Source organism: Pseudomonas sp. NBRC 111138 (assembly GCF_001320835.1).
GTDB lineage: Bacteria > Pseudomonadota > Gammaproteobacteria > Pseudomonadales > Pseudomonadaceae > Aquipseudomonas > Aquipseudomonas paracarnis.
Genome location: NZ_BCBO01000171.1, coordinates 1 through 20,615 on the forward strand (window position 1 = coordinate 1; position 20,615 = coordinate 20,615).

At 60.8% G+C, this 20,615-nt stretch carries 23 protein-coding genes and 1 tRNA gene; 17 read left to right on the plus strand and 7 right to left on the minus strand.

The features are described 5' to 3' along the window. Positions 1–18: 18 nt before the first annotated feature. Positions 19–918 (minus strand): TIGR01777 family oxidoreductase, encoded by a 900-nt coding sequence (locus APH41_RS27005; protein WP_054896874.1) that lies wholly within the window; start codon positions 916–918, stop codon positions 19–21. Between the two features lie 212 nt (positions 919–1,130). Here APH41_RS27005 and APH41_RS27010 point away from each other — a divergent pair, with 212 nt between their 5' ends. The 12 genes from APH41_RS27010 (at position 1,131) to APH41_RS27065 (ending at position 11,120) form a co-directional block, all read left to right on the plus strand. After that, the gene (locus APH41_RS27010; protein ID WP_014716849.1) at positions 1,131–2,117 is read left to right on the plus strand and encodes an NAD(P)/FAD-dependent oxidoreductase; all 987 of its coding nucleotides are present in this window, start codon (positions 1,131–1,133) and stop codon (positions 2,115–2,117) included. Continuing rightward, positions 2,114–2,329, plus strand: a complete 216-nt coding sequence (locus APH41_RS27015; protein WP_054896873.1) for a TIGR02450 family Trp-rich protein — start codon at positions 2,114–2,116, stop codon at positions 2,327–2,329. Before APH41_RS27010 ends, APH41_RS27015 begins: the two co-directional genes overlap by 4 nt. 112 nt (positions 2,330–2,441) lie before the next feature. Continuing rightward, positions 2,442–3,401 (plus strand): DUF523 and DUF1722 domain-containing protein, encoded by a 960-nt coding sequence (locus tag APH41_RS27020; RefSeq protein ID WP_054922531.1) that lies wholly within the window; start codon positions 2,442–2,444, stop codon positions 3,399–3,401. A gap of 3 nt (positions 3,402–3,404) precedes the next feature. Beyond that, on the plus strand, positions 3,405–4,334 hold the full coding sequence (locus APH41_RS27025) for a MerR family transcriptional regulator (protein WP_054922534.1): 930 nt from the start codon (positions 3,405–3,407) through the stop codon (positions 4,332–4,334). Next, entirely contained in the window at positions 4,335–5,777 is a 1,443-nt protein-coding gene (phrB, locus tag APH41_RS27030) for a deoxyribodipyrimidine photo-lyase (protein WP_054922536.1), read from the plus strand. Further along, on the plus strand, positions 5,770–6,192 hold the full coding sequence (locus tag APH41_RS27035; RefSeq protein ID WP_054922538.1) for a nuclear transport factor 2 family protein: 423 nt from the start codon (positions 5,770–5,772) through the stop codon (positions 6,190–6,192). Before phrB ends, APH41_RS27035 begins: the two co-directional genes overlap by 8 nt. Beyond that, complete coding sequence (locus tag APH41_RS27040) at positions 6,189–6,971, plus strand: SDR family oxidoreductase (protein WP_054922540.1); 783 nt, start codon at positions 6,189–6,191, stop codon at positions 6,969–6,971. The genes APH41_RS27035 and APH41_RS27040 overlap by 4 nt, the downstream gene beginning before the upstream one ends. Further along, on the plus strand, positions 6,968–8,215 hold the full coding sequence (locus APH41_RS27045; protein WP_054922542.1) for an NAD(P)/FAD-dependent oxidoreductase: 1,248 nt from the start codon (positions 6,968–6,970) through the stop codon (positions 8,213–8,215). The genes APH41_RS27040 and APH41_RS27045 overlap by 4 nt, the downstream gene beginning before the upstream one ends. Further along, positions 8,212–9,021, plus strand: coding sequence for a DUF1365 domain-containing protein (locus tag APH41_RS27050; RefSeq protein ID WP_054922544.1), 810 nt, complete (start codon positions 8,212–8,214; stop codon positions 9,019–9,021). The genes APH41_RS27045 and APH41_RS27050 overlap by 4 nt, the downstream gene beginning before the upstream one ends. Then, positions 9,008–10,279 (plus strand): cyclopropane-fatty-acyl-phospholipid synthase family protein, encoded by a 1,272-nt coding sequence (locus tag APH41_RS27055; protein WP_054896866.1) that lies wholly within the window; start codon positions 9,008–9,010, stop codon positions 10,277–10,279. Before APH41_RS27050 ends, APH41_RS27055 begins: the two co-directional genes overlap by 14 nt. Beyond that, positions 10,272–10,763, plus strand: a complete 492-nt coding sequence (locus APH41_RS27060; RefSeq protein ID WP_054922547.1) for a DUF2878 domain-containing protein — start codon at positions 10,272–10,274, stop codon at positions 10,761–10,763. Before APH41_RS27055 ends, APH41_RS27060 begins: the two co-directional genes overlap by 8 nt. A 54-nt stretch (positions 10,764–10,817) precedes the next feature. Beyond that, positions 10,818–11,120, plus strand: a complete 303-nt coding sequence (locus APH41_RS27065) for a YkgJ family cysteine cluster protein (RefSeq protein WP_054922553.1) — start codon at positions 10,818–10,820, stop codon at positions 11,118–11,120. A gap of 108 nt (positions 11,121–11,228) precedes the next feature. On the opposite strand, the gene APH41_RS27070 is transcribed toward APH41_RS27065, so the two are convergent. The 6 genes from APH41_RS27070 to hemA all read right to left on the minus strand — a co-directional run bounded on the left by APH41_RS27070 (position 11,229) and on the right by hemA (position 16,594). After that, the gene (locus APH41_RS27070; RefSeq protein ID WP_014716838.1) at positions 11,229–11,747 is read right to left on the minus strand and encodes an acyloxyacyl hydrolase; all 519 of its coding nucleotides are present in this window, start codon (positions 11,745–11,747) and stop codon (positions 11,229–11,231) included. A gap of 111 nt (positions 11,748–11,858) precedes the next feature. Then, positions 11,859–12,653 (minus strand): glutamate racemase, encoded by a 795-nt coding sequence (gene murI / locus APH41_RS27075; protein WP_034128078.1) that lies wholly within the window; start codon positions 12,651–12,653, stop codon positions 11,859–11,861. After that, positions 12,646–13,401 carry a molybdopterin-synthase adenylyltransferase MoeB gene (locus APH41_RS27080; RefSeq protein ID WP_034128079.1) on the minus strand — a complete coding sequence of 252 codons (756 nt, stop codon included), beginning with the start codon at positions 13,399–13,401 and terminating at the stop codon, positions 12,646–12,648. Before APH41_RS27080 ends, murI begins: the two co-directional genes overlap by 8 nt. After that, positions 13,395–14,225 carry a peptide chain release factor N(5)-glutamine methyltransferase gene (prmC, locus tag APH41_RS27085; RefSeq protein ID WP_054922555.1) on the minus strand — a complete coding sequence of 277 codons (831 nt, stop codon included), beginning with the start codon at positions 14,223–14,225 and terminating at the stop codon, positions 13,395–13,397. Before prmC ends, APH41_RS27080 begins: the two co-directional genes overlap by 7 nt. Then, a complete protein-coding gene (gene prfA / locus APH41_RS27090) occupies positions 14,226–15,308 on the minus strand; it encodes a peptide chain release factor 1 (protein WP_054896862.1) in 1,083 nt (360 codons plus the stop codon). Further along, positions 15,305–16,594 carry a glutamyl-tRNA reductase gene (gene hemA / locus APH41_RS27095; protein WP_003188356.1) on the minus strand — a complete coding sequence of 430 codons (1,290 nt, stop codon included), beginning with the start codon at positions 16,592–16,594 and terminating at the stop codon, positions 15,305–15,307. The genes prfA and hemA overlap by 4 nt, the downstream gene beginning before the upstream one ends. A gap of 316 nt (positions 16,595–16,910) precedes the next feature. Here hemA and APH41_RS27100 point away from each other — a divergent pair, with 316 nt between their 5' ends. From APH41_RS27100 to prs, 5 genes are all read left to right on the plus strand, one after another. After that, positions 16,911–18,635, plus strand: coding sequence for a tetratricopeptide repeat protein (locus tag APH41_RS27100; protein ID WP_034128082.1), 1,725 nt, complete (start codon positions 16,911–16,913; stop codon positions 18,633–18,635). Between the two features lie 4 nt (positions 18,636–18,639). Beyond that, positions 18,640–19,257: a lipoprotein insertase outer membrane protein LolB gene (lolB, locus tag APH41_RS27105; protein WP_032893661.1), complete on the plus strand. Its 618-nt coding sequence runs from the start codon at positions 18,640–18,642 to the stop codon at positions 19,255–19,257. 49 nt (positions 19,258–19,306) lie between these two features. Continuing rightward, entirely contained in the window at positions 19,307–20,110 is an 804-nt protein-coding gene (gene ispE / locus APH41_RS27110; RefSeq protein ID WP_232103882.1) for a 4-(cytidine 5'-diphospho)-2-C-methyl-D-erythritol kinase, read from the plus strand. A gap of 37 nt (positions 20,111–20,147) precedes the next feature. Continuing rightward, a tRNA-Gln gene (locus tag APH41_RS27115) sits at positions 20,148–20,222 on the plus strand. Positions 20,223–20,268: 46 nt separating this feature from the next. Next, positions 20,269–20,615: ribose-phosphate diphosphokinase (prs, locus tag APH41_RS27120; RefSeq protein WP_156359101.1), on the plus strand; the 347-nt coding region annotated here is incomplete at its 3' end.

Below are 20,615 nucleotides of genomic sequence, written 5' to 3' on the forward strand. Positions count from 1 at the left end.
TCATGCAACATCCTATCTTTAGAGGCGGCTGGACAAGTCGTCCAGAGCCGCACGCAACTCAGTGAACTGGAAAGTGAAACCTGCGGCCTGCAGCCGTTCAGGCAAAGCCTTTTGCCCGCCCAGCAACAAGCCGGACAACTCACCCAGGCCAACCTTCAACGCAAATGCCGGCATCGGCATGAACGCCGGGCGGTGCAGCACCTGGCCCAGGGTCTTGGCAAATTCGCGGTTGCGCACCGGGTGCGGCGCGCAGGCATTATAAGGACCGTTGGCGTCTTGCTTGTGCAGAAGAAAATCAATCAGGGCGATTTGATCCTTGATATGCACCCAGGGCATCCACTGCCGTCCATTGCCAATCGGCCCGCCCAGCGCCAGTTTGAACGGCAGCAGCAGGCGCGACAAAAAGCCGCCCTCGGCAGACAGCACCAACCCCGTACGCACCAGCACCACGCGAATGCCCAAGGCTTCGGCACGCTGGGCGGTTTCCTCCCAGGCGATACACAACTGGCTGGGGAAGTCATCCAGCACCGGGCCGCTGGCTTCGGTCAGTTCGCGCTCGCCGCCGTCGCCGTACCAACCCACCGCAGAGCCGGAGATCAGCACCGCCGGTTTTTGCTCCAGGCTTTCCATCCAGGCCAGCAAGGTTTCGGTGAGGTGAATGCGACTGTTCCACAGCAATGCCTTGCGCTTGTGGGTCCAAGGCCGGTCCGCGATAGGCGCGCCTGCCAGGTTGACCACCGCGTCCACCGTGCCAATCACCTCTTGTAGGCGAGCCACTCCGAGCACCTGCGCACCGCACACCCGGGCGACCGTTTCCGGTTGCCGGCTCCACACCGTCAGGCGGTGGCCTTGCGCGAGCCAGTGCTTGCAGAGTTGACGGCCGATCAAGCCGGTACCGCCGGTCAGCAAAATATGCATGGGACTCTCCTCATGTAACGTTCGCCGCCGCTCACTGGTCTATTTTATAAGCAGGGATCAATTTGATAATTGAGCGTGACGGGGGTTCAAGCCTTAGCTTAACCATAGGTCACGCCACACAATCAGGCACGCCAAAACTTATACCAAAAAACAATATTGTACAGCTATTGGTGTCGGCGTAGTCTGTACCCAACGGTAAAACGAGGCCTCCCATGACTGTTCCCATCGCGATCATTGGTACCGGCATCGCCGGTCTCTCCGCCGCCCGAGCGTTACAAGACGCTGGGCATGCAGTGCAACTCTTCGATAAAAGCCGCGGCAGCGGTGGCCGCATGTCCAGCAAGCGCAGCGACGCCGGCGCGCTGGATATGGGCGCGCAATACTTCACCGCTCGCGACCGGCGCTTCGTCAACGAAGTGCAGCGCTGGCAAAGCAACGGCTGGGCCGAGCAGTGGAAGCCCCAGCTGTATAACTTCAAGTCCGGGCAATTGACGCCCTCCCCCGATGAGCAGATCCGCTGGGTGGGCACGCCGCGCATGAGCGCCATCACTCGCGCCCTGCTCGACGACTTGCCGGTGGAGTTCGGTTGCCGCATCACCGAAGTCTTCCAGGGCACGCAGCACTGGAACCTGCTCGACGCGGACGGCGGCAATCACGGCCCTTTCAGTCACGTGATCATTGCCACGCCGGCGCCCCAAGCCACCGCCCTGCTGGCCGCCGCGCCCAAGCTGGCGAGCGCCGCCGCCGGGGTAAAAATGGACCCGACCTGGGCCATCGCCCTGGCGTTCGACAAGCCCCTGGATACGCCGATGGAGGGCTGCTTCGTGCAAGACAGCCCCCTCGACTGGCTGGCGCGCAACCGCAGCAAGCCCGGGCGCGATACCACCCTCGACACCTGGGTGCTGCACGCCACCAGCGCCTGGAGCAAGGCCCACCTGGACCTGCCCAAGGAAGCGGTGATCGAACACCTGCACGGCGCCTTTGCCGAATTGCTGCACAGCGCCATGCCTGCGCCGTCGTTCAGCCTGGCGCACCGTTGGCTCTACGCGCGCCCATCGAGCAGCCATGAATTCGGCGTGCTGGCCGACGCCGACCTGGGCCTGTTCGTCTGTGGTGACTGGTGCCTCTCCGGCCGGGTGGAAGGTGCCTGGTTGAGTGGCCAGGAAGCGGCGCGACGCTTGATCGAGCACTTGCAATGAACCGCATCAACCCCGCCAAACTGCTGCTGTCAAAATGGACGGCAGCTCATCCCCGCCACAAGGAAAAACACTTCCTGGTCACCGAATTGTTCCGTGACGACGAGGGCACGGTGCTGGACATCGAACTGCAGGCCATCCTTACTCGGCGCGCCGAACGCCTGCCCTGGCAGACCCTGAAAAACGCTGAGGACTGGACAATCGGCTGGAAATAAAGCGGCGGCACAACCCTGTACAAAATATTTGACTTGTACAACATCGAGCCTATGATGAGATTTAGTTGTACAAGATTTGTAGCTTGTACAGGATTCTTGCAGAGGTTTGCTTATGTCCAGCCGTGTGAAACCGAAGATCGCCATCAGCGCCTGCCTTCTGGGTGAGAACGTGCGCTTCAATGGCGGTCATAAACAGTCCCTGCTATGCAGTCAGACCCTCAGTGACTATTTCGATTTCGTCCCGTTGTGCCCTGAAGTTGCCATCGGCCTGGGCATTCCTCGGCAAGCGATCCGCCTGGTCGGGGACCCCAACCACCCGCAGGCCGTGGGCAGCGTAAACCCTGCGCTCAATGTCACTCAGCCACTGGATGATTACGGCCAGCAAATGGCCCGGGAACATACCGACCTGTGCGGCTACATCTTCATGCAAAAGTCACCGTCCTGCGGCCTGGAGCGGGTCAAGGTGTACCGCGACAACGGCACGCCCGTCGACGGTGGCGGGCGCGGCATTTACGCCCAGGCGTTTTGTGCTCGACACCCCAACCTGCCGGTGGAGGAAGACGGTCGCCTGAACGACCCGGTGCTGCGGGAAAACTTCCTCACCCGCGTATTCGTGTACGCCAGTTGGCAGCAACTGTTGGCCGACGGCCTTACCCGTCACCGCTTGCTGACGTTTCACTCGCGCTACAAGTACCTGCTGATGGCCCACAGCCCGGCGCATTACAAAAGCCTGGGCCACTTGCTCGGCAGCATGGGCAAGGGCATTGACCTGCAAGCTTTGGCCGACGGCTATTTCAGCGAACTGATGGCGGGCCTGAAAAAATGCGCGACTCGCGGTACCCATACCAATGTGCTGCAACACATCAGTGGCTATCTCAAGCAAGCCATCAGTGCCGATGACAAACAGGAAATGCAGACCGTCATCGGCCAATACCGCCACGGCATCGTGCCACTGGTGGTGCCGCTGACCCTGCTCAAACACCACTTTCGCCAACATCCGGACCGCTACATCGCGCAGCAGGCCTACCTGCAACCGCACCCGGAAAACCTCAGCCTGCGTAATGCGATCTAACCCATGAAACCTGCCCTGCTCGACGAACCCGGCGAAGACCTCGCCCTGGCCCTGGAAAACGGCTGGCTGCCGATCCGCGAGGTGGCGCGCCAGACCGGCGTGAATGCGGTGACGCTGCGCGCGTGGGAGCGCCGCTACGGCCTCATCGTGCCCCAGCGCACGCCCAAAGGGCATCGGTTGTTCAGCGCCGAACATGTGCAACGCATCCAGGCCATCCTCACCTGGCTCAATCGCGGCGTGCCGGTCAGCCAGGTCAAAGGGCTGATCGACTCCGCCCAAGGTAGCCCGGAGCCGATGGAAAACGAGTGGCAGAGCCTGCGCCAGCATTTGGTGAGTGCCATCAGTGAACTGGCCGAGCGCCGGGTCGATGACGCCTTCAACCAGGCCATGGCGCTTTACCCGCCACGCACCTTGTGCGAGCAATTGATGCTACCGCTGCTCAACGAGCTGGAACAACGCTGGCAGGGCCAGTTCGGCGCGCAGATGGAGCGGGTGTTCTTCCTGTCCTGGCTGCGCAGCAAGTTTGGCGCACGGATCTATCACAACAATCGTCAACTCCACGGCGCGCCCCTGTTGCTGGTCAATCATTCCGACCTGCCCCTGGAACCGCACCTGTGGCTCAGCGCCTGGCTGGCCAGCAGTGCCGATTGCCCGGTGGAAGTATTCGATTGGCCACTGCCTGTCGGCGAACTGGCCCTGGCGGTGGAACACCTGCAACCCCGTGCGGTGCTGCTGTACTCAAGCAAGGCGTTGCAAGTGTCGGCACTCGGCAAACTGCTGGGCGGCATCCATTGCCCAACGGTGATTGCCGGACCAACGGTGTGCATCCACCACGCCGAGTTGGGCGTATTAACCCAGGACATCCCTGAGTTGTTCGTGGCCGAGGACCTGTTGGCGGCCCATCAATTATTGATCCAGCGTGGAATTGTCTAAATGCATCTGATCTGGCTGCGCACCGACTTGCGCCTGCACGACAACACTGCCCTGGCGGCCGCGTGCCAGCGCGGCCCCGTCGCGGCTGTTTACCTGATCACGCCCGAGCAATGGCAGGCGCATGATGACGCGCCGTGCAAAGTCGATTTCTGGCTGCGCAACTTGCAGCACCTGAGCCAGGCACTGGGCAACTTCAACATTCCGCTGTTAATCCGCCACGCCGCGACCTGGGACCAGGCGCCGACGGTACTGAGCCAACTGTGCCGCGAGCTGTCGGTGGAGTCGGTACACGTCAACGAGGAATATGGCGTTCACGAGAGCCGCCGCGACCGCGCCGTGGCCCAGGCCCTGGAAGCTGACGGCGTGACCTTCCACAGCTACCTGGACCAACTGTTTTTCCAGCCGGGTAGTGTGCTGACCAAGACCGGCACCTACTTCCAGGTGTTCAGCCAGTTCCGCAAGGTCTGCTACAGCCGCCTGCACAGCGCCCTGCCCCGCGTGGTGCCGACGCCAAAGGCCCAGGCCGAGCCTGGCGTGAAAAGCGACCCTGTGCCAACGGCAGTCGAAGGGTTCCCGACACCCAGCGAAACCTTGCGTGCCCTCTGGCCCGCTGGCGAAGACGAAGCGCGCCGTCGCCTTGATGCCTTCGCCGATCAGCAGATCAGCTATTACAAGGACGAACGCGACTTCCCGGCCAAGCCCGGCACCAGTCAGCTTTCTGCCTACCTGGCCGCCGGAGTGGTTTCGCCGCGCCAGTGCTTGCACGCCGCGCTGCAAACCAACCAGGGCGAGTTCGAAAGCGGCGACATCGGCGCCATCACCTGGATCAACGAGCTGCTGTGGCGCGAGTTCTACAAGCACATCCTGGTCGGCTACCCACGGGTTTCCCGCCACCGCGCGTTTCGCCCGGAAACCGAAGCGCTGGCCTGGCGCAAGGCGCCCGAAGACCTGGCCGCCTGGCAACAGGCGCGCACCGGCTTGCCGATCATCGACGCGGCCATGCGCCAACTGCTGGAAACCGGCTGGATGCACAACCGCCTGCGCATGGTGGTGGCGATGTTCCTGACGAAGAACCTGCTGATCGACTGGCGCGAGGGCGAGCGCTTCTTTATGCGCCACCTGATCGACGGTGATCTGGCGGCCAACAACGGCGGCTGGCAATGGAGTTCGTCCACGGGCACCGACTCGGCGCCGTATTTCCGGATATTCAGCCCGCTGAGCCAATCGGAAAAATTCGACGGTGACGGCGTGTTCATCAAACGCTGGCTCCCGGAACTGGCCGCGCTGAATAAAAAACAAGTGCACAACCCCGAAGCGGCTGGGGGCCTGTTCGGCGTGGCGGATTACCCGCGTGCCATCGTCGATTTGAAACAGTCTCGCGAGCGCGCCTTGGCCGCATTTCGCCGGCTGCCTTCGCGTCAGGAGATGGCCGAACATGAGTGACTTCCTGCACCAGTTTGCCCACACCTTCGCCACGCTGGACAAGCACAACCTGCACCTGCTCGGCCGCCTGTACAGCGAGGACACCGCCTTTGCCGACCCCCTGCATGAAGTCCAGGGCCTGCCAGCGTTGCGGCGTTACTTTGCCGACGTGTACAGCAACGTCAGCGAGCTGCATTTTGACTTCCACGGCTTCGATACCGTGGCCGAAGGCGAGGGCTACCTGCGCTGGACTATGCGTTTTCGTCACCCACGCTTGGCCAGCGGCCAGGTGATCGAGGTGCCAGGCTGTTCTCATTTGATGTGGCACGACAAGGTTTACCGCCATCGCGACTATTTCGATGCCGGCGCCCTGCTCTATGAACATGTCCCCCTACTGGGTCGCGTTATTCGTTGGCTGAAAAGGAGAATGGGATGAGCCTTACACCGCCCCGTCGTTATTGGCTGACCGGCGCCAGCAGTGGTATCGGTGCGGCGCTGGCCGTGGAGTTGCTCGAGAGCGGCGCCCAAGTGGCCCTGAGTTCCCGCACCCAAGGCCCGCTGGATGCCCTCGCCCTTCGATATCCAGGCCAGGTTCTGGTGGTGGCCGGCGACCTGACCAACAGTCAGACCGTGCGCGAGATCGGCGAGCGTATCAGCGAGGTCTGGGGTTCGCTGGACACGGTGATCCTCAACGCCGGCACTTGTGAATACGTCGACGCCCGGCAATTTGACGCCTCGATCATCGAGCACGTGGTGCGTACCAATCTGCTGGCCAGCAGTTATTGCATCGAGGCCGCGCTGCCACTGTTGCGCGCAGGGCGCACCCCGCACCTGGTGGGCGTGGCCAGTGCCGTGACCTACCTGCCCATGCCCCGCGCCGAAGCCTACGGCGCGTCCAAGGCCGGCCTGCGTTACTTGTTCGAATCCTTGCGTATCGGCCTATCGCCGGAAAACATCGATGTCACGGTGATCAGCCCAGGCTTCGTCGACACGCCGCTGACCGAGCGCAATGATTTCCCGATGCCCCTGAGCTGGCCGGCCGACAAAGCCGCGAAACACATTTTCGCCAAGCTGGAAAAACGCCCGCTGGAAATCGCCTTTCCGGCCCTGTTCATTGCCACCTTGTGGCCGCTGTCGAAGCTGCCCAACCGCGCGCAACTGATCATCGGCAAACGCATGCTGCGCAGCCCGCCACCGAAGAAGGACGACCTGTGAAGATCGCCATTATCGGCAGCGGCATCGCCGGGCTGACCAGCGCCTACCTGCTCAGCCGTCGCCACGACATTACGCTGTTCGAGGCCAATGACTGCATTGGCGGGCATACACACACGGCCAACGTGACGGTCGACGGCAAAAACTATGCGGTGGACACGGGCTTCATTGTGTTCAACGACTGGACCTACCCGAACTTCATCCGTCTGCTGGAGCAGATCGGGGTCAGGTTCAAACCCACCGAGATGAGTTTTTCGGTGTGCGACCAAAGCACAGGCTTCGAGTACAACGGCAACAACCTCAACAGCCTGTTTGCCCAGCGCCGCAATATTCTGTCGCCGGGATTCTGGGGCATGTTGCGCGATATCCTGCGCTTCAATCGCCAGGCGCCCCTGGACTTGCAAGAGCAGCGCATCAGCGCCGACATGACCCTGGGCGATTACCTCACCGCTGGCGGCTATGGCCCCAGGTTTATCCGGCATTACATCGTGCCGATGGGCGCTGCCATCTGGTCGATGTCCCTGGCCGATATGCTCAAGTTTCCGCTGCAGTTTTTTGTGCGCTTCTTCAAGAATCACGGCTTGCTCTCGGTGAGCAACCGCCCGCAATGGTGTGTGATCGAGGGCGGTTCCAGCTGTTATATCGAGCCGCTGACCCGCAGCTTTCGCGAACAGATACGGCTCAACTGCCCTGTGCATAAGGTGCAACGCAGCGACGAAGGTGTAGTTATCCACAGCCCGGCCGGCAGCGAAACCTTCGACCGCGTGGTATTCGCCTGCCACAGCGATCAGGCCCTGGCCTTGCTCGATGACCCCAGCCAGGCCGAACAGCAGATCCTCGGCGCCCTGCCCTACGCCGAAAACGACGTGGTGCTGCACACCGACACACGCCTGCTGCCCGACCGCAAACTGGCCTGGGCCAGCTGGAACTATCGGCTGACGGGCAACGTGCAACAACAGGCCGCCGTCACCTATGACATGAACATCCTGCAAGGCATCGACAGCGCCACTACCTTTTGCGTCAGCCTCAATCAGACGCCGATGATCAACCCGCTGAAGATCCTGGCGCGCTACACCTACGCCCATCCGCAATACAGCCTGGCCGCAGTCGCCGCACAGGCACGCTGGGAAGAATTGAACGGCGTGCGCAATACCTTTTACTGCGGGGCCTACTGGGCCAACGGCTTTCACGAAGACGGCGTGGTCAGCGCTCTGCGCGTGGCCCAGGCGTTTGGGGAAACCCTGTGAACAGCGCCTTGTACAGCGGCTGGATCGCCCATCGCCGGTTTACGCCCAAAGCCCACGCCTTTCGCTACCGCATCGGCCTGTTGTACCTGGACCTCAGTGAAGAGGATGAAGTACTGGGGCTCTCGCCGCTGGCCGGCACGGGTCGCCTGGCGCCTTTCGGTTTCCGCCAGCAGGATTACCTGCGTGAATTCACGCGCCACGGCATGAGCCTGAGCGATGCCGTGCGCCAGGAAGTCGGCAAGGCCCTGGGGCAAACACCCCAGGGCGCTATCTGCCTGCTGACCCAGGCCCGCAGTTGGGGCCTGGCTTTTAACCCGGTGAGTTTCTTCTACTGCTTCGAGGCTGACGGGCAACTGGCCGCGATCCTGTGTGAAGTGACCAACACCCCATGGCGCGAGCGCTATCACTACGTGCTGCCCGCCCAGGCACTGGGCGCCGATGAGCACCAGCATTTCGCCGTGGCCAAGGCCTTCCATGTGTCGCCGTTTTTGCCTCGCGAGCTGGAATACCGCATGAGTTTCAGCCAGCCCGCCGCCAGGCTCGGCGTGCATATGGCCGATTGGCAGGGCACGCAAAAAGTCTTCGACGCCACCTTGAGCCTGGAAAAACAGGCACTGAGCCGCGCCAGCCTGCATCGCTATTTGCGGCGCTTTCCCTGGATGACCGCCAAGACCGGCCTTGCGATCTACTGGCAAGCCTTGCGCCTGCTGCTCAAACGCACTCCGATTTTTTCCCACCAGGCCGCCGATGGCGCCTCTCGCACCGCAGTCGGGTATACCAAGGATCGCCACCATGAAATCCCCTAGCTTATCGGTCAAGGCTAACCGCCTGAACGTCAACGGCATGACCGCTGCGCTATTGCGCAAAGGCGTGTTGCGCCAGCTCAGCCAATTGCGCCATGGCCAGTTGGTCATCATCGAGGATGGCGAGCGGCAAGTCTTCGGCGCACGGGAAGCGCACCTACTGGGCGAGATCCAGATTCTCGACGCGGCAGTATGGGGGCTGGTGGCGGCCAATGGCTCGATCGGCGCCGGCGAAGCGTTTATCCATGGTTACTGGACCAGCCCCGACCTCACCGCCGTCGTGCGGGTGATGGTCAGCAACCTGGAGGTGCTCGACGCCATGGAAGGTGGCCTGGCACGCCTGGCGCGGCCGTTCACTCAGGGCCTGCACTGGCTCAACCGCAACACACGCAAAGGCTCGCAAAAAAACATCGCCGCCCATTACGACTTGGGCAACGACCTGTTCGAAGAATTTCTCGACCCCACCATGATGTACTCGGCCGCGCAATTCCTGACCCCCGATGACACCCTGGAACAGGCACAACTGAACAAATTAGCGCGCATCTGCCAGAAACTGGCGCTCAAGCCCAGCGACCATCTGCTGGAAATCGGTACCGGCTGGGGCAGCATGGCGTTGTATGCAGCGCAGCATTACGGCTGCCGGGTCACCACCACGACCCTGTCCAAGGAACAGTTCGCCTACACCGCGCAGCGTATCCAGGCGGCGGGCCTGCAAGATCGTGTGACCGTGCTGCTGAGCGATTACCGCGACCTCACCGGTGAGTACGACAAGCTGGTGTCGATCGAAATGATTGAAGCGGTGGGCCATCGTTTCCTGCCCACCTATTTCAAACAATGTGCCCAGCTGCTCAAGCCCGACGGCCTGATGCTGCTGCAAGCCATCACTATTCGTGAACAACGCTTTGAGCAGGCCAAACGCAGCGTCGACTTTATCCAGCGCTACATCTTCCCTGGTGGCGCGCTGCCCTGTGTACAAAACATGCTGCAGATCGTCAGCCGTGACACCGACATGAACCTGCTGCACATGGAAGACTTCGGCCTGCACTACGCCCGCACCCTGCGCCTGTGGCATGAAAACTTTCGCCGCGCCCATGGCCGTCTTGCCGAACTCGGTTATGACGAATACTTCCTGCGCCTGTGGGAGTTTTACCTGTGCTACTGCGAAGGTGGCTTTATGGAGCGCACCATCGGCACCGCGCAGTTGCTGCTGGCCAAACCGGCGGCCATCAATCCGCCGCTGCTTGGGCGTTTCAGTGCTTAAATCCCTGGCCAACACCGTGCTGTTTCAGTGCGGCTGGTTTGCCTGCGTGCTCGGCGGCGATAGCCGTTGGCTGCTGATCGGCATCGCGGTACTGGGCGCACACTTGCTGTGGATAAGCTCTTGGGCAAGAGAGGGGCAAGTGATTCTGGCCGTGACGGTGCTGGGAACACTGGTCGATACGGCACTGCGTGGGCTCGGCGTGTTTGAGTTCAATACGCCGGGGCCACTGATTCCGCTGTGGCTGATACTGTTATGGGCCTTGCTGGCCACCACCTTGCGCCATTGCCTGGCCTGGAGCTCACGGCCCTGGTGGCTCGCCAGCCTGCTAGGCGCGGTGGGCGGGCCGTTGTCTTATTACGCCGGCAGTCAATTGGCAGGCGTGAGTTTTGCGTACGGCACCGCCCCAACACTGATCGGCCTGGCGCTGTTATGGGCCATGCTCTTTCCGCTGTTACACGGGGTTGCGCAGAGGCTGGAACACTGACGCCCGTCCGAGCATTCATACGCATCTGACGCACTTGCCTTACACTGCGCGCCTATGACCAACATCCCTCACATTCAAATCACCGAACCCGTCACGTGCTCGACGTGCGCGGCTTGTTGCTGCCAGCTGGAAGTCATGCTGATCACCGACACCGGCGTGCCACAACGCTTTATCGATACCGACGATTGGGGGGGTGAGGTGATGATGCGCCTGGACGACGGCTGGTGCGCAGCGCTGGACCGCGACACGATGATGTGCACGATCTATGAGCTTCGGCCGTTGATTTGCCGGGAGTTCGAGATGGGGGCGCCGGAATGCCTTGAAGAGCGTGAAGGCATTACCACGGCCTACCGCTGATTCTGTAGGAGCGAGCTTGCTCGCGAAAAACCTGAGAACGCCGCGTTAAACCTGATTCGCTGCGTTATCGTTGAGGTTCTTCGCGAGCAAGCTCGCTCCTACAGTGCATTACAGCGGCATGGTGTAGTGCAGCGAGTAACTCTCTACACCATCGTTATTGCTGCTAATGCCGGCGTTGGAATAATGCGTGGCACGAATGCCCACTTCATGCCCGCCGTTGAACCGCAGGCCGAAACCCAGGCGGTCTTCGAACTGGAAGGACTGGCCGATGTTGTTGTCTTCCAGCCGAGTGCGAGAGAACAACGCCACGCCGATACCGGCTTCGATGTAGGGTTTGACCGACTCGCCGGCAAACTCATACACAAACACCGGCGAGAACGACAGGCTGCTGGCGCCCGCACGATCATCCCCTTCCCAATAGGTATAGGCGCCGCTCCAGTAGCCGGTCAGTCGGCCGACATTGCTCTGCATCCAGCTCTTGTCCCAATCGGAGGTCAGGCCCAGGCGGTAGGTCAGCGTCGAATCGCTGGTGCTCCCCAAGCCGAACTCCAGGCCGGCGGCCTGGGCTGAAACAGAGTGTCCCAACATAGCGGCCGCAATCGCAGCCAAACAGAACAAGCGCTTCATGTGAAACATCCTTTGCAAACGAGATAATTTGGTTGTGTACAGGCTAACGGGCTATAGAAGCCGACGCATAGCCAGAAGTTCAGCTTTTTTCAGGCTGATTTCACGAAATTTTCACGAGCCAAAGCTTCGCACAACTCCAGGATGTTTCCAAAGTGTCGGTAGGATGTTTCTTAGGTGACACAGATCGCCGCTGGTCCAGAACTGTGCAGGTTCAGGTTCGCCAATGGCCAGCAGGTCGCGCTCACCCAGCAAGCGCTTGAGCTGGCGCGCCACGGCGGCGCCGGTATCAATGAGGATGATGCTGGGGGGCAGCATCTGCGCCAGGAGTGGCTTGAGGAAGGGATAATGAGTGCAACCCAGGATGATGGTGTCGCAACCGGCGCTAAGCAGCGGCTCAATATAGCCTTGCAGCAGGGAGTGCAAGGCGGGGCTGTTGAGGTCGCCGGCTTCAATCAGCTCCACCAGGCCCGGGCACGGCTGGGTAATCACCCGCACATCGGTGGCAAAACGGTCGAGCAAGGCGGCGAACTTGGCGCTTTGCAGTGTGCCCGTAGTGGCGAGCACACCCACCACACCACTGCGCGTGGCCGCGGCAGCAGGTTTGACCGCAGGCTCCATGCCTACCAGCGGCCAGTCGGGGTAGTCCTGGCGCAAATCGGCCACCGCGGCGACCGTCGCCGTGTTGCAGGCAATCACAAAGGCCTTGGCGCCCCGCTCGCGGAAAAACTCAGCGACCGAGCGAGAACGTTCAAGAATGAACGCCGGCGTTTTCTCACCATAGGGAATGTGCCCGCAGTCCGCCACGTACAGCAGTGACTCGTGGGGCAACAACTGCTGGATTTCTTCCAGCACCGTCAAGCCGCCGATACCGGAATCGAACACACCAACAGGCGCGCCCTTAACCATGCTTTGCCCCGCAGACGCTGCAGCCTGGGTCACGCTTGACGCGCAACTCGCGAAAACGCGTGGTCAGCGCATCGATCAACAACAGGCGCCCTACCAACGACTCACCAAAACCGGCCAGCAGCTTCAAGGCTTCCAGCGCTTGCAGGCTGCCAACCACACCGACCAACGGCCCGACAACGCCGGCTTCGCTGCAGGTCAGTTCAGTGTCGCTGCCGTGCCCATACAAACAGTGGTAGCAGGGACTGTCAGCGCGGCGGGGGTCGAATACCGACAATTGCCCCTCAAGGCGAATGGCCGCGCCACTGACCAACGGTTTGCCGGCGGCAACGCAGGCTACGTTGACCGCCTCGCGGGTAGAGAAGTTATCGCTGCAATCGAGCACCAGATCCACTGCGTTGACCGCAGCAGCCAGCGAGTCGGCATCCAGCGCAGCACGATGGGCGACCAGGGCGACTTCAGGGTTGATCGCTCTCAGGCGCCCCATGGCCGAATCGACCTTGGTCTGCCCCACGCTGTTAGTGTCATGGATGATCTGGCGTTGCAGGTTGGTCAAATCGACCGTATCGAAATCCGCCAGGTGCAATTCGCCCACCCCAGCAGCGGCCAGGTAAAGCGCCACCGGAGCGCCCAGGCCACCCAGGCCGACGATCAACGCGCGGCTCTGTTTCAGGCGTAATTGACCATCAATGTCGACATGCTGCAACAGAATCTGCCGGCTATAGCGCAACAGCTCCTGATCGGTCAGCACGGGCGGCGCCCCAAGGTGATGCGTTCGTGACCGCCAAGGTCGATGCGACTGTGTACGCCGTCAAAGCCTTGGTTGAGTAACAAATCGCGCACGACCTGGGCCTGGTCGTAACCGTGTTCGAGCAACAGCCAGCCTCCGTCGTTCAGGTGGCCGGGAGACTCTTGGATGATCAGGCGCAAGTCGTCCAGGCCATCGTGCCCCGCCACCAGCGCACTGGCCGGTTCGAAGCGCACATCGCCGGCCACCAGGTGCGGGTCATTGTCGGCAATGTAGGGCGGGTTGCTGATGATCAGGTCGAAGCGCTGGCCTTGCAGGGCGCTGAACCAGTGGCTGTTGAGCACCGTGGCGTTAGTGAGGTGCAGGCGTTGACGATTGCGCTCGGCCAGGGCCACGGCCTCCAGCACACGGTCGACCGCCGTGACCTGCCAGGCCGGACGTTCGCTGGCCAAGGCCAAGGCGATGGCGCCGCTACCGGTGCCCAGGTCCAGGACCTGGGCGGGCGTGGCGGGCAGCAATTCCAGGGCAGCTTCCACCAGCAACTCAGTTTCCGGGCGGGGGATCAAAGTGTGCGGTGCCACTTCCAGGTCGAGTTTCCAGAAGCCTTGCTGGCCGAGGATATAGGCCACCGGCTCGCCGCTGCGGCGGCGCTGCAGGTAGCCGGAAAAGGTCAGCGCGTCTTCGCTGCTGACGATCTTTTCCGGCCAGGTATGCAGATAGCTGCGTGATTTGCCCAGGGCAGCGGCCAGCAGCAACTCCACGTCCAGGCACGCCGTCGGCGAGTCGGGCAGGTCAGCGGCGCGCAGCAGGCTGGCGATGATGGTCATTTAGTCACCTATCGCCGCCAGTTGGTCGGCCTGGTATTCGGCGAGCAACGGCTCGATCACCGCATCCACGCCACCGGCGAGAATTTCGTCGAGGGAATACAGGGTGAGGTTGACCCGATGGTCCGTGACCCGGCCCTGGGCAAAGTTGTAGGTACGGATACGCTCGGAGCGGTCGCCGGAGCCCACCAGCAGCTTGCGTTCGCTGGCAATTGCGTTGGCCGCGGCGCTGGTCTGCTGGTCGTTCAACTTGGCCGACAACCAGGACATGGCCCGCGCACGGTTCTTGTGCTGGGAACGTTCTTCCTGGCACTCCACCACAATGCCCGACGGCAAGTGTGTGATACGGATCGCCGAGTCGGTCTTGTTAACGTGCTGGCCACCCGCGCCGGATGAGCGGTAAGTGTCGACACGCAAATCCGCCGGGTTGATCTCGATGGCTTCCTGTTCGTCCGGCTCAGGCAACACCGCGACGGTGCACGCCGAGGTGTGGATACGGCCTTGGGATTCGGTCGCAGGCACCCGTTGCACGCGGTGCGCCCCGGATTCGAACTTCAGCTTGCCGTAGACGTTGTCGCCTTCAACCCGGGCGATGACTTCTTTATAGCCACCGTGCTCGCCCTCGTTCTCGGAGAGGATCTCCACGCGCCAGCCGCGACGCTCGGCATAGCGCGAATACATGCGGAACAGGTCACCGGAAAAAATCGCCGCCTCGTCGCCACCGGTACCAGCGCGGATTTCGAGGAAAACGTTGCGTCCGTCGTTAGGGTCCTTGGGCAGCAGCATGCGTTGCAGGTCACCCTCAAGCTCAGCGAGTTTTTCCTTGGCTTCGCGGACTTCTTCCACGGCCATTTCGCGCATGTCCGGGTCGCTGTCCTTGAGCAGGGCCTGGGCGCCTTCGAGGTCGGCCTGGACTTTCAGCAGGTGTTTATAAGTGGCCACAATGGGCTCAACTTCGGCGTATTCCTTGGAATAAGCACGGAATTTGGTTTGATCGGAAATGACCTCGCCATCGCCGAGCAAGGCGGTCAGTTCTTCGAAACGGTCCTGGAGCACGTCCAGTTTATTGAGCAGTGACGCTTTCATTGCGGTTTTTTATCCGAAGAGCTGTCTGACGCGCCCTCACCGAGGGCAAAGAGTTCCTGGGCCATGGCCAGCGCATCGAGGCGGCCTTCGGCGGTAAGCTTTTTCAACTGGACGCTAGGAGCGTGGAGCAGTTTGTTGGTCAGGCCACGGGCCAATTGCATCAGCACTTCCTCGGCGCCGCTGCCGTTGGCCAGCATGCGCTGGGCCTTGAGCAACTCTTCATCACGCAGGCGTTCACCCTGCTGACGATACGCCTTGAGCACATCCACTGCCGCCAGCTCACGCAGGCGCACCATGAAATCTTCGGCGCCGGTGCTGACCATTTCCTCGGCGGCCTGGGCGGCACCCTGACGACTCTTGAGGTTTTCAGCGACCACTTCATGCAGATCATCGACGCTATAAAGGTAAACGTCGTCCAACTCGCCGACTTCGGGCTCGATATCCCGTGGAACGGCGATATCTACCATGAAGATCGGCTTGTGCTTGCGCAGCTTCAACGCGCTCTCGACCGCGCCCTTGCCCAGAATCGGCAATTGGCTGGCGGTAGAACTGATGACGATATCACTGCGCACCAGTTCAGCGGGAATGTCCGACAGCAGCACCGCATGGGCACCGAACTGCTCGGCCAGAATGCTGGCGCGCTCCAGGGTGCGGTTGGCGACCACGATGCGCTTCACGCCAAGATCGTGCAGGTGACGGGCCACCAGGGTGATGGTTTCACCAGCGCCGATCAGCAGGGCCTGGCTGCGCTGCAAGTCGCTGAAAATCTGCTTGGCCAGGCTCACTGCGGCAAAGGCCACGGACACCGGGTTTTCGCCGATGGCCGTATCGGTACGCACTTGCTTGGCGGAATTAAAGGTGGCCTGGAACAGGCGGCCCAGCAATGGGCCGACGGTGCCGGCCTCACGCGCCACGGCGTAGGCAGACTTCATCTGGCCGAGAATCTGCGGTTCACCCAACACCAGCGAGTCGAGACCGGCCGCCACGCGCATCATGTGACGAACTGCCGCATCCTCTTCATGCACATAAGCGCTGGCACGCAGGTCATCGAGGCTCAAATGGTGATAATCGGCCAGCCAGCGCAGCACCACATCCGCCGAGAGATGTTCCTGCTCTATATAGAGCTCGCTGCGATTGCAGGTCGAAAGGATCGCAGCTTCGCGGCTGTCGGTAAGCCGGCAGAGCTGCTGCAAGGCCTCAACCAACTGCTCTGGCGTAAACGCCACGCGCTCGCGCACGTCTACGGAGGCAGTCTTGTGGTTAATACCGAGTGCGAGGAAGGCCATTCAATATCGCTGATGATGTCGGGAAGCCGACAATTGTCCTACTTCGAAAGATTCAGAACAACCACCGTCGTCTATTGTCCCTATACCTTATGCCTATCAATGCACTTTTGCAGGAGCGAGCTTGCTCGCGAAAATCGTCAACGATAACGCGGCAAGCCGGGCGCCCAGCGGCGCTCTCAGGTTTTTCGCCAGCAAGCTCGCTCCTACAAAGGAAAGGCAAAAGGCAGCAATAGTCGTATTCCGAGTGCCCCGGTTATGTTTGGCCGAAGGCTTGTGTCATGATGATCCGACCGCAGGTTAGTCGTCCTCTTCCTATATGAATAGATCTTCCGCGTTGCTCCTCGCTTTTGTCTTCCTCAGCGGCTGCCAGGCCATGGCACCCGTGTCGCCGGACGCTACGTCGCCGGTGGAAGACAGCACTCCCGCCCCTGAAAAACCCAAGGTTTATTCCTCGTTCAGTGAAGAAACGATCTACAGCCTGCTGACCGCTGAACTGGCCGGCCAGCGCAATCGCTTTGATATTGCACTGGATAATTACGTGACCCAGGCCATCAACACCCAAGACCCGGGGATTTCCGAGCGAGCGTTTCGCATCGCCGAATACCTGGGCGCCGACCAGGCAGCACTGGACACCTCGCTGATCTGGGCCAAAAATGCCCCGGATGATCTGGAAGCCCAGCGCGCCGCAGCCGTGCAACTGGCGCGTGCCGGGCGCTATGACGACTCCATGGTTTATATGGAGAAGGTTCTGCAGGGCAAAGGCGACACACATTTTGACTTTCTTGCGCTGTCGGCCGCCGACACCGACCAGGACACGCGCAACGGCCTGATGAAGAGTTTCGATCGCCTGCTGCAAAAGCACCCGAAGAACAGCCAGTTGATTTTCGGCAAGGCCCTGCTGCTGCAACAGGACGATGAAGCCGACGCCGCGCTCAAGCTGCTGGAGCAGAACCCGCCGGAAGAAGGTGAAATCGCGCCCATCCTGTTGCGTGCACGCCTGCTGCAAAGCCTTAACCGCGGCAAGGAAGCGATTCCGCTGCTGGAAAAAAGCATCAAGAAATACCCCGGCGACAAGCGCCTGCTCCTGACCTATGCACGTATGCTGGTTGAGCAGGACCGTATGGAAGACGCCAAAGTGCAGTTCGCCAACCTGGTCCAGCAATACCCGGACGACGACGAACTGCGTTATTCCCTGGCATTGGTGTGCCTGGAAGCCAAAGCCTGGGACGAGGCCAAGGGCTACCTGCAAGAGCTGATCGAACGTGACAGCCACGTGGACTCGGCGCACCTGAACCTGGGCCGCATCGCTGAAGAGCGCAACGACCCGCAGGCGGCCCTACTTGAATACGCCCAGGTCGGCCCCGGCAATGATTATCTGCCAGCGCAATTGCGCCAGGCCGATATCCTGATGAGCAACGGCCGCACCGACGAAGCGGAAAAACGCCTGGCCGCGGCCCGCGATGCCGAGCCGGATTACGCCATCCAGCTGTACCTGATCCAGGCCGAGACCTTATCGGCCAACAAACAGGGCGAACGCGCCTGGAAACTGTTGCAACAGGCGTTGCTGCAATACCCCGACGATTTGAACCTGTTGTACACCCGCGCCATGCAGGCAGAAAAACGCAATGACCTGGCGCAGTTGGAAAAAGACCTGCGGCTGATCATCAAGCGCGACCCGGACAACGCCATGGCACTTAACGCCCTGGGCTACACCTTGTCCGACCGCACCACGCGCTACGCCGAAGCCAAGGCGCTGATTGAACAAGCCCATGCGCTCAACCCGGAAGACCCTGCCGTGCTCGACAGTCTGGGCTGGGTGAATTACCGCCTGGGCAACCTCGACGAGGCCGAGCGCTTGCTGCGCCAGGCCCTGGAGCGTTTCCCGGACCAGGAAGTTGCCGCACACTTGGGCGAAGTGCTCTGGGCCAATGGCAAGCAGCGCGAAGCCCGACAAATCTGGGAAAAATTCCTCAAGGAACAACCCGACAGCCCCATCCTGCGCAGCACCATCAAGCGCCTGACCGGATCCGAGACCCTTTAAGCTTATGTTCTTGCGCCACGTTATCGTTTTCAGCTTCATCGCCCTGCTCGCCGGTTGCGCGGGCATTGGCAGCCGTGAATCCGTTGAAGGCCAGGGCAACCCGGCACAATGGAAACAACACAAGGACCAGCTCAGCAGCATTGATGGCTGGCAGATCGAGGGCAAGGTCGGGGTGCGTGCGCCGAAAGACTCTGGCAGCGGCACGCTGTTCTGGCTGCAGCGCCAGGACTATTACGACATTCGCCTCTCGGGGCCCCTGGGCCGTGGCGCGGCCCGCCTGACTGGCAGGCCAGGGCAAGTGAGCCTGGAAGTGGCCAACCAGGGCCGCTACGAGGCAACCTCCCCGGAAGAACTGCTGGAGCAGCAGATTGGCTGGAAGTTGCCCGTCTCGCATCTGGTCTGGTGGGTGCGCGGCTTGCCGGCACCTGACAGCAAGAGCCGTCTGAGCCTCAATGGCGACAGCCGCCTCGCCACCTTGGAGCAGGATGGCTGGCAGGTCGAATATTTGAGCTACGTGGAGCAAAGCGGGTATTGGCTGCCCGAACGTATCAAGCTGCATGGCACCGACCTTGATGTCACGCTGGTGATCAAGGACTGGCAACCGCGCAAACTGGGGCAATAACGTGTCCGCACAAAAATTGACCCTGCCCTCCCCGGCCAAGCTCAACCTGATGCTGCACATCCTCGGTCGCCGTGAAGATGGCTACCACGAGCTGCAGACGCTGTTTCAGTTTCTCGACTACGGTGATGAACTCACCTTTGCCGTGCGCGACGATGGCGTGGTCCAGTTGCACACCGAATTCGACGGCGTGCCCCACGACAGCAATCTGATTGTGCGGGCGGCAAAAAAACTTCAGGAACAATCTGGCTGCAGACTCGGCATCGATATCTGGATCGACAAAATTCTGCCCATGGGCGGAGGTATCGGTGGCGGCAGCTCCAATGCCGCGACCACTTTGTTGGGCCTCAATCATTTATGGCAACTGGGCTGGAACCACGACCGCCTTGCTGCGCTGGGCCTCACGCTGGGCGCCGACGTCCCGGTTTTCGTGCGGGGGCACGCCGCATTTGCTGAAGGCGTCGGGGAAAAACTCACCCCTGTAGAGCCCGAAGAACCTTGGTATGTCGTGCTGGTGCCGCAAGTATCTGTAAGTACAGCAGAAATTTTTTCAGATCCGTTGTTGACACGTAACTCTTCTCCCATTAAAGTGCGCCCCGTTCCCAAGGGAAACAGTCGAAATGACTGCTTACCGGTTGTAGCAAGGCGTTATCCAGAGGTACGTAACGCTTTGAATTTGTTAGGTAAATTTACCGAAGCAAAATTAACCGGAACTGGAAGTTGTGTGTTTGGGGGCTTCCCAAGCAAAGCTGAAGCTGATAAAGTCTCGGCCCTTCTTACAGAGACCCTTACAGGGTTTGTAGCAAAAGGAAGCAACGTTTCGATGTTGCATCGCAAGCTGCAAAGTCTGCTCTAAAAGGAACCGAGTGTTAGGCACTCGTTGCAACAGATACAGGGGCGTCGCCAAGCGGTAAGGCAGCAGGTTTTGATCCTGCCATGCGTTGGTTCGAATCCAGCCGCCCCTGCCATTTTCTAATACTCATCCAGGTTACCCTCAGCCTCTAGGTACTGCGCGTGTCCAAGATGATGGTCTTTACGGGGAATGCCAACCCCGATCTGGCTCGACGTGTCGTACGTCAGCTGCATATCCCTCTCGGTGACATCTCTGTCGGTAAATTCTCCGACGGCGAAATTACAGCCGAGATCAATGAAAATGTCCGCGGTAAAGACGTCTTCATTATTCAGCCGACCTGCGCTCCGACCAACGATAACCTGATGGAACTCGTCGTGATGGCTGATGCCTTCCGCCGCTCCTCAGCGACTCGAATCACAGCTGTAATCCCTTACTTTGGTTATGCCCGTCAGGATCGCCGTCCGCGCTCCGCACGTGTAGCTATCAGCGCGAAAGTCGTTGCTGACAT

What these genes read in the sequence shown, in the direction of transcription:
- APH41_RS27005 (WP_054896874.1), bottom strand. Translation starts at nt 918, where the DNA reads ATGCATATTTTGCTGACCGGCGGTACCGGCTTGATCGGCCGTCAACTC.
- APH41_RS27010 (WP_014716849.1), top strand. Translation starts at nt 1,131, where the DNA reads ATGACTGTTCCCATCGCGATCATTGGTACCGGCATCGCCGGTCTCTCC.
- APH41_RS27015 (WP_054896873.1), top strand. Translation starts at nt 2,114, where the DNA reads ATGAACCGCATCAACCCCGCCAAACTGCTGCTGTCAAAATGGACGGCA.
- APH41_RS27020 (WP_054922531.1), top strand. Translation starts at nt 2,442, where the DNA reads ATGTCCAGCCGTGTGAAACCGAAGATCGCCATCAGCGCCTGCCTTCTG.
- APH41_RS27025 (WP_054922534.1), top strand. Translation starts at nt 3,405, where the DNA reads ATGAAACCTGCCCTGCTCGACGAACCCGGCGAAGACCTCGCCCTGGCC.
- phrB (WP_054922536.1), top strand. Translation starts at nt 4,335, where the DNA reads ATGCATCTGATCTGGCTGCGCACCGACTTGCGCCTGCACGACAACACT.
- APH41_RS27035 (WP_054922538.1), top strand. Translation starts at nt 5,770, where the DNA reads ATGAGTGACTTCCTGCACCAGTTTGCCCACACCTTCGCCACGCTGGAC.
- APH41_RS27040 (WP_054922540.1), top strand. Translation starts at nt 6,189, where the DNA reads ATGAGCCTTACACCGCCCCGTCGTTATTGGCTGACCGGCGCCAGCAGT.
- APH41_RS27055 (WP_054896866.1), top strand. Translation starts at nt 9,008, where the DNA reads ATGAAATCCCCTAGCTTATCGGTCAAGGCTAACCGCCTGAACGTCAAC.
- APH41_RS27065 (WP_054922553.1), top strand. Translation starts at nt 10,818, where the DNA reads ATGACCAACATCCCTCACATTCAAATCACCGAACCCGTCACGTGCTCG.
- APH41_RS27070 (WP_014716838.1), bottom strand. Translation starts at nt 11,747, where the DNA reads ATGAAGCGCTTGTTCTGTTTGGCTGCGATTGCGGCCGCTATGTTGGGA.
- murI (WP_034128078.1), bottom strand. Translation starts at nt 12,653, where the DNA reads ATGGTTAAGGGCGCGCCTGTTGGTGTGTTCGATTCCGGTATCGGCGGC.
- prmC (WP_054922555.1), bottom strand. Translation starts at nt 14,225, where the DNA reads ATGACCATCATCGCCAGCCTGCTGCGCGCCGCTGACCTGCCCGACTCG.
- prfA (WP_054896862.1), bottom strand. Translation starts at nt 15,308, where the DNA reads ATGAAAGCGTCACTGCTCAATAAACTGGACGTGCTCCAGGACCGTTTC.
- hemA (WP_003188356.1), bottom strand. Translation starts at nt 16,594, where the DNA reads ATGGCCTTCCTCGCACTCGGTATTAACCACAAGACTGCCTCCGTAGAC.
- APH41_RS27100 (WP_034128082.1), top strand. Translation starts at nt 16,911, where the DNA reads ATGAATAGATCTTCCGCGTTGCTCCTCGCTTTTGTCTTCCTCAGCGGC.
- lolB (WP_032893661.1), top strand. Translation starts at nt 18,640, where the DNA reads ATGTTCTTGCGCCACGTTATCGTTTTCAGCTTCATCGCCCTGCTCGCC.
- ispE (WP_232103882.1), top strand. Translation starts at nt 19,307, where the DNA reads ATGCTGCACATCCTCGGTCGCCGTGAAGATGGCTACCACGAGCTGCAG.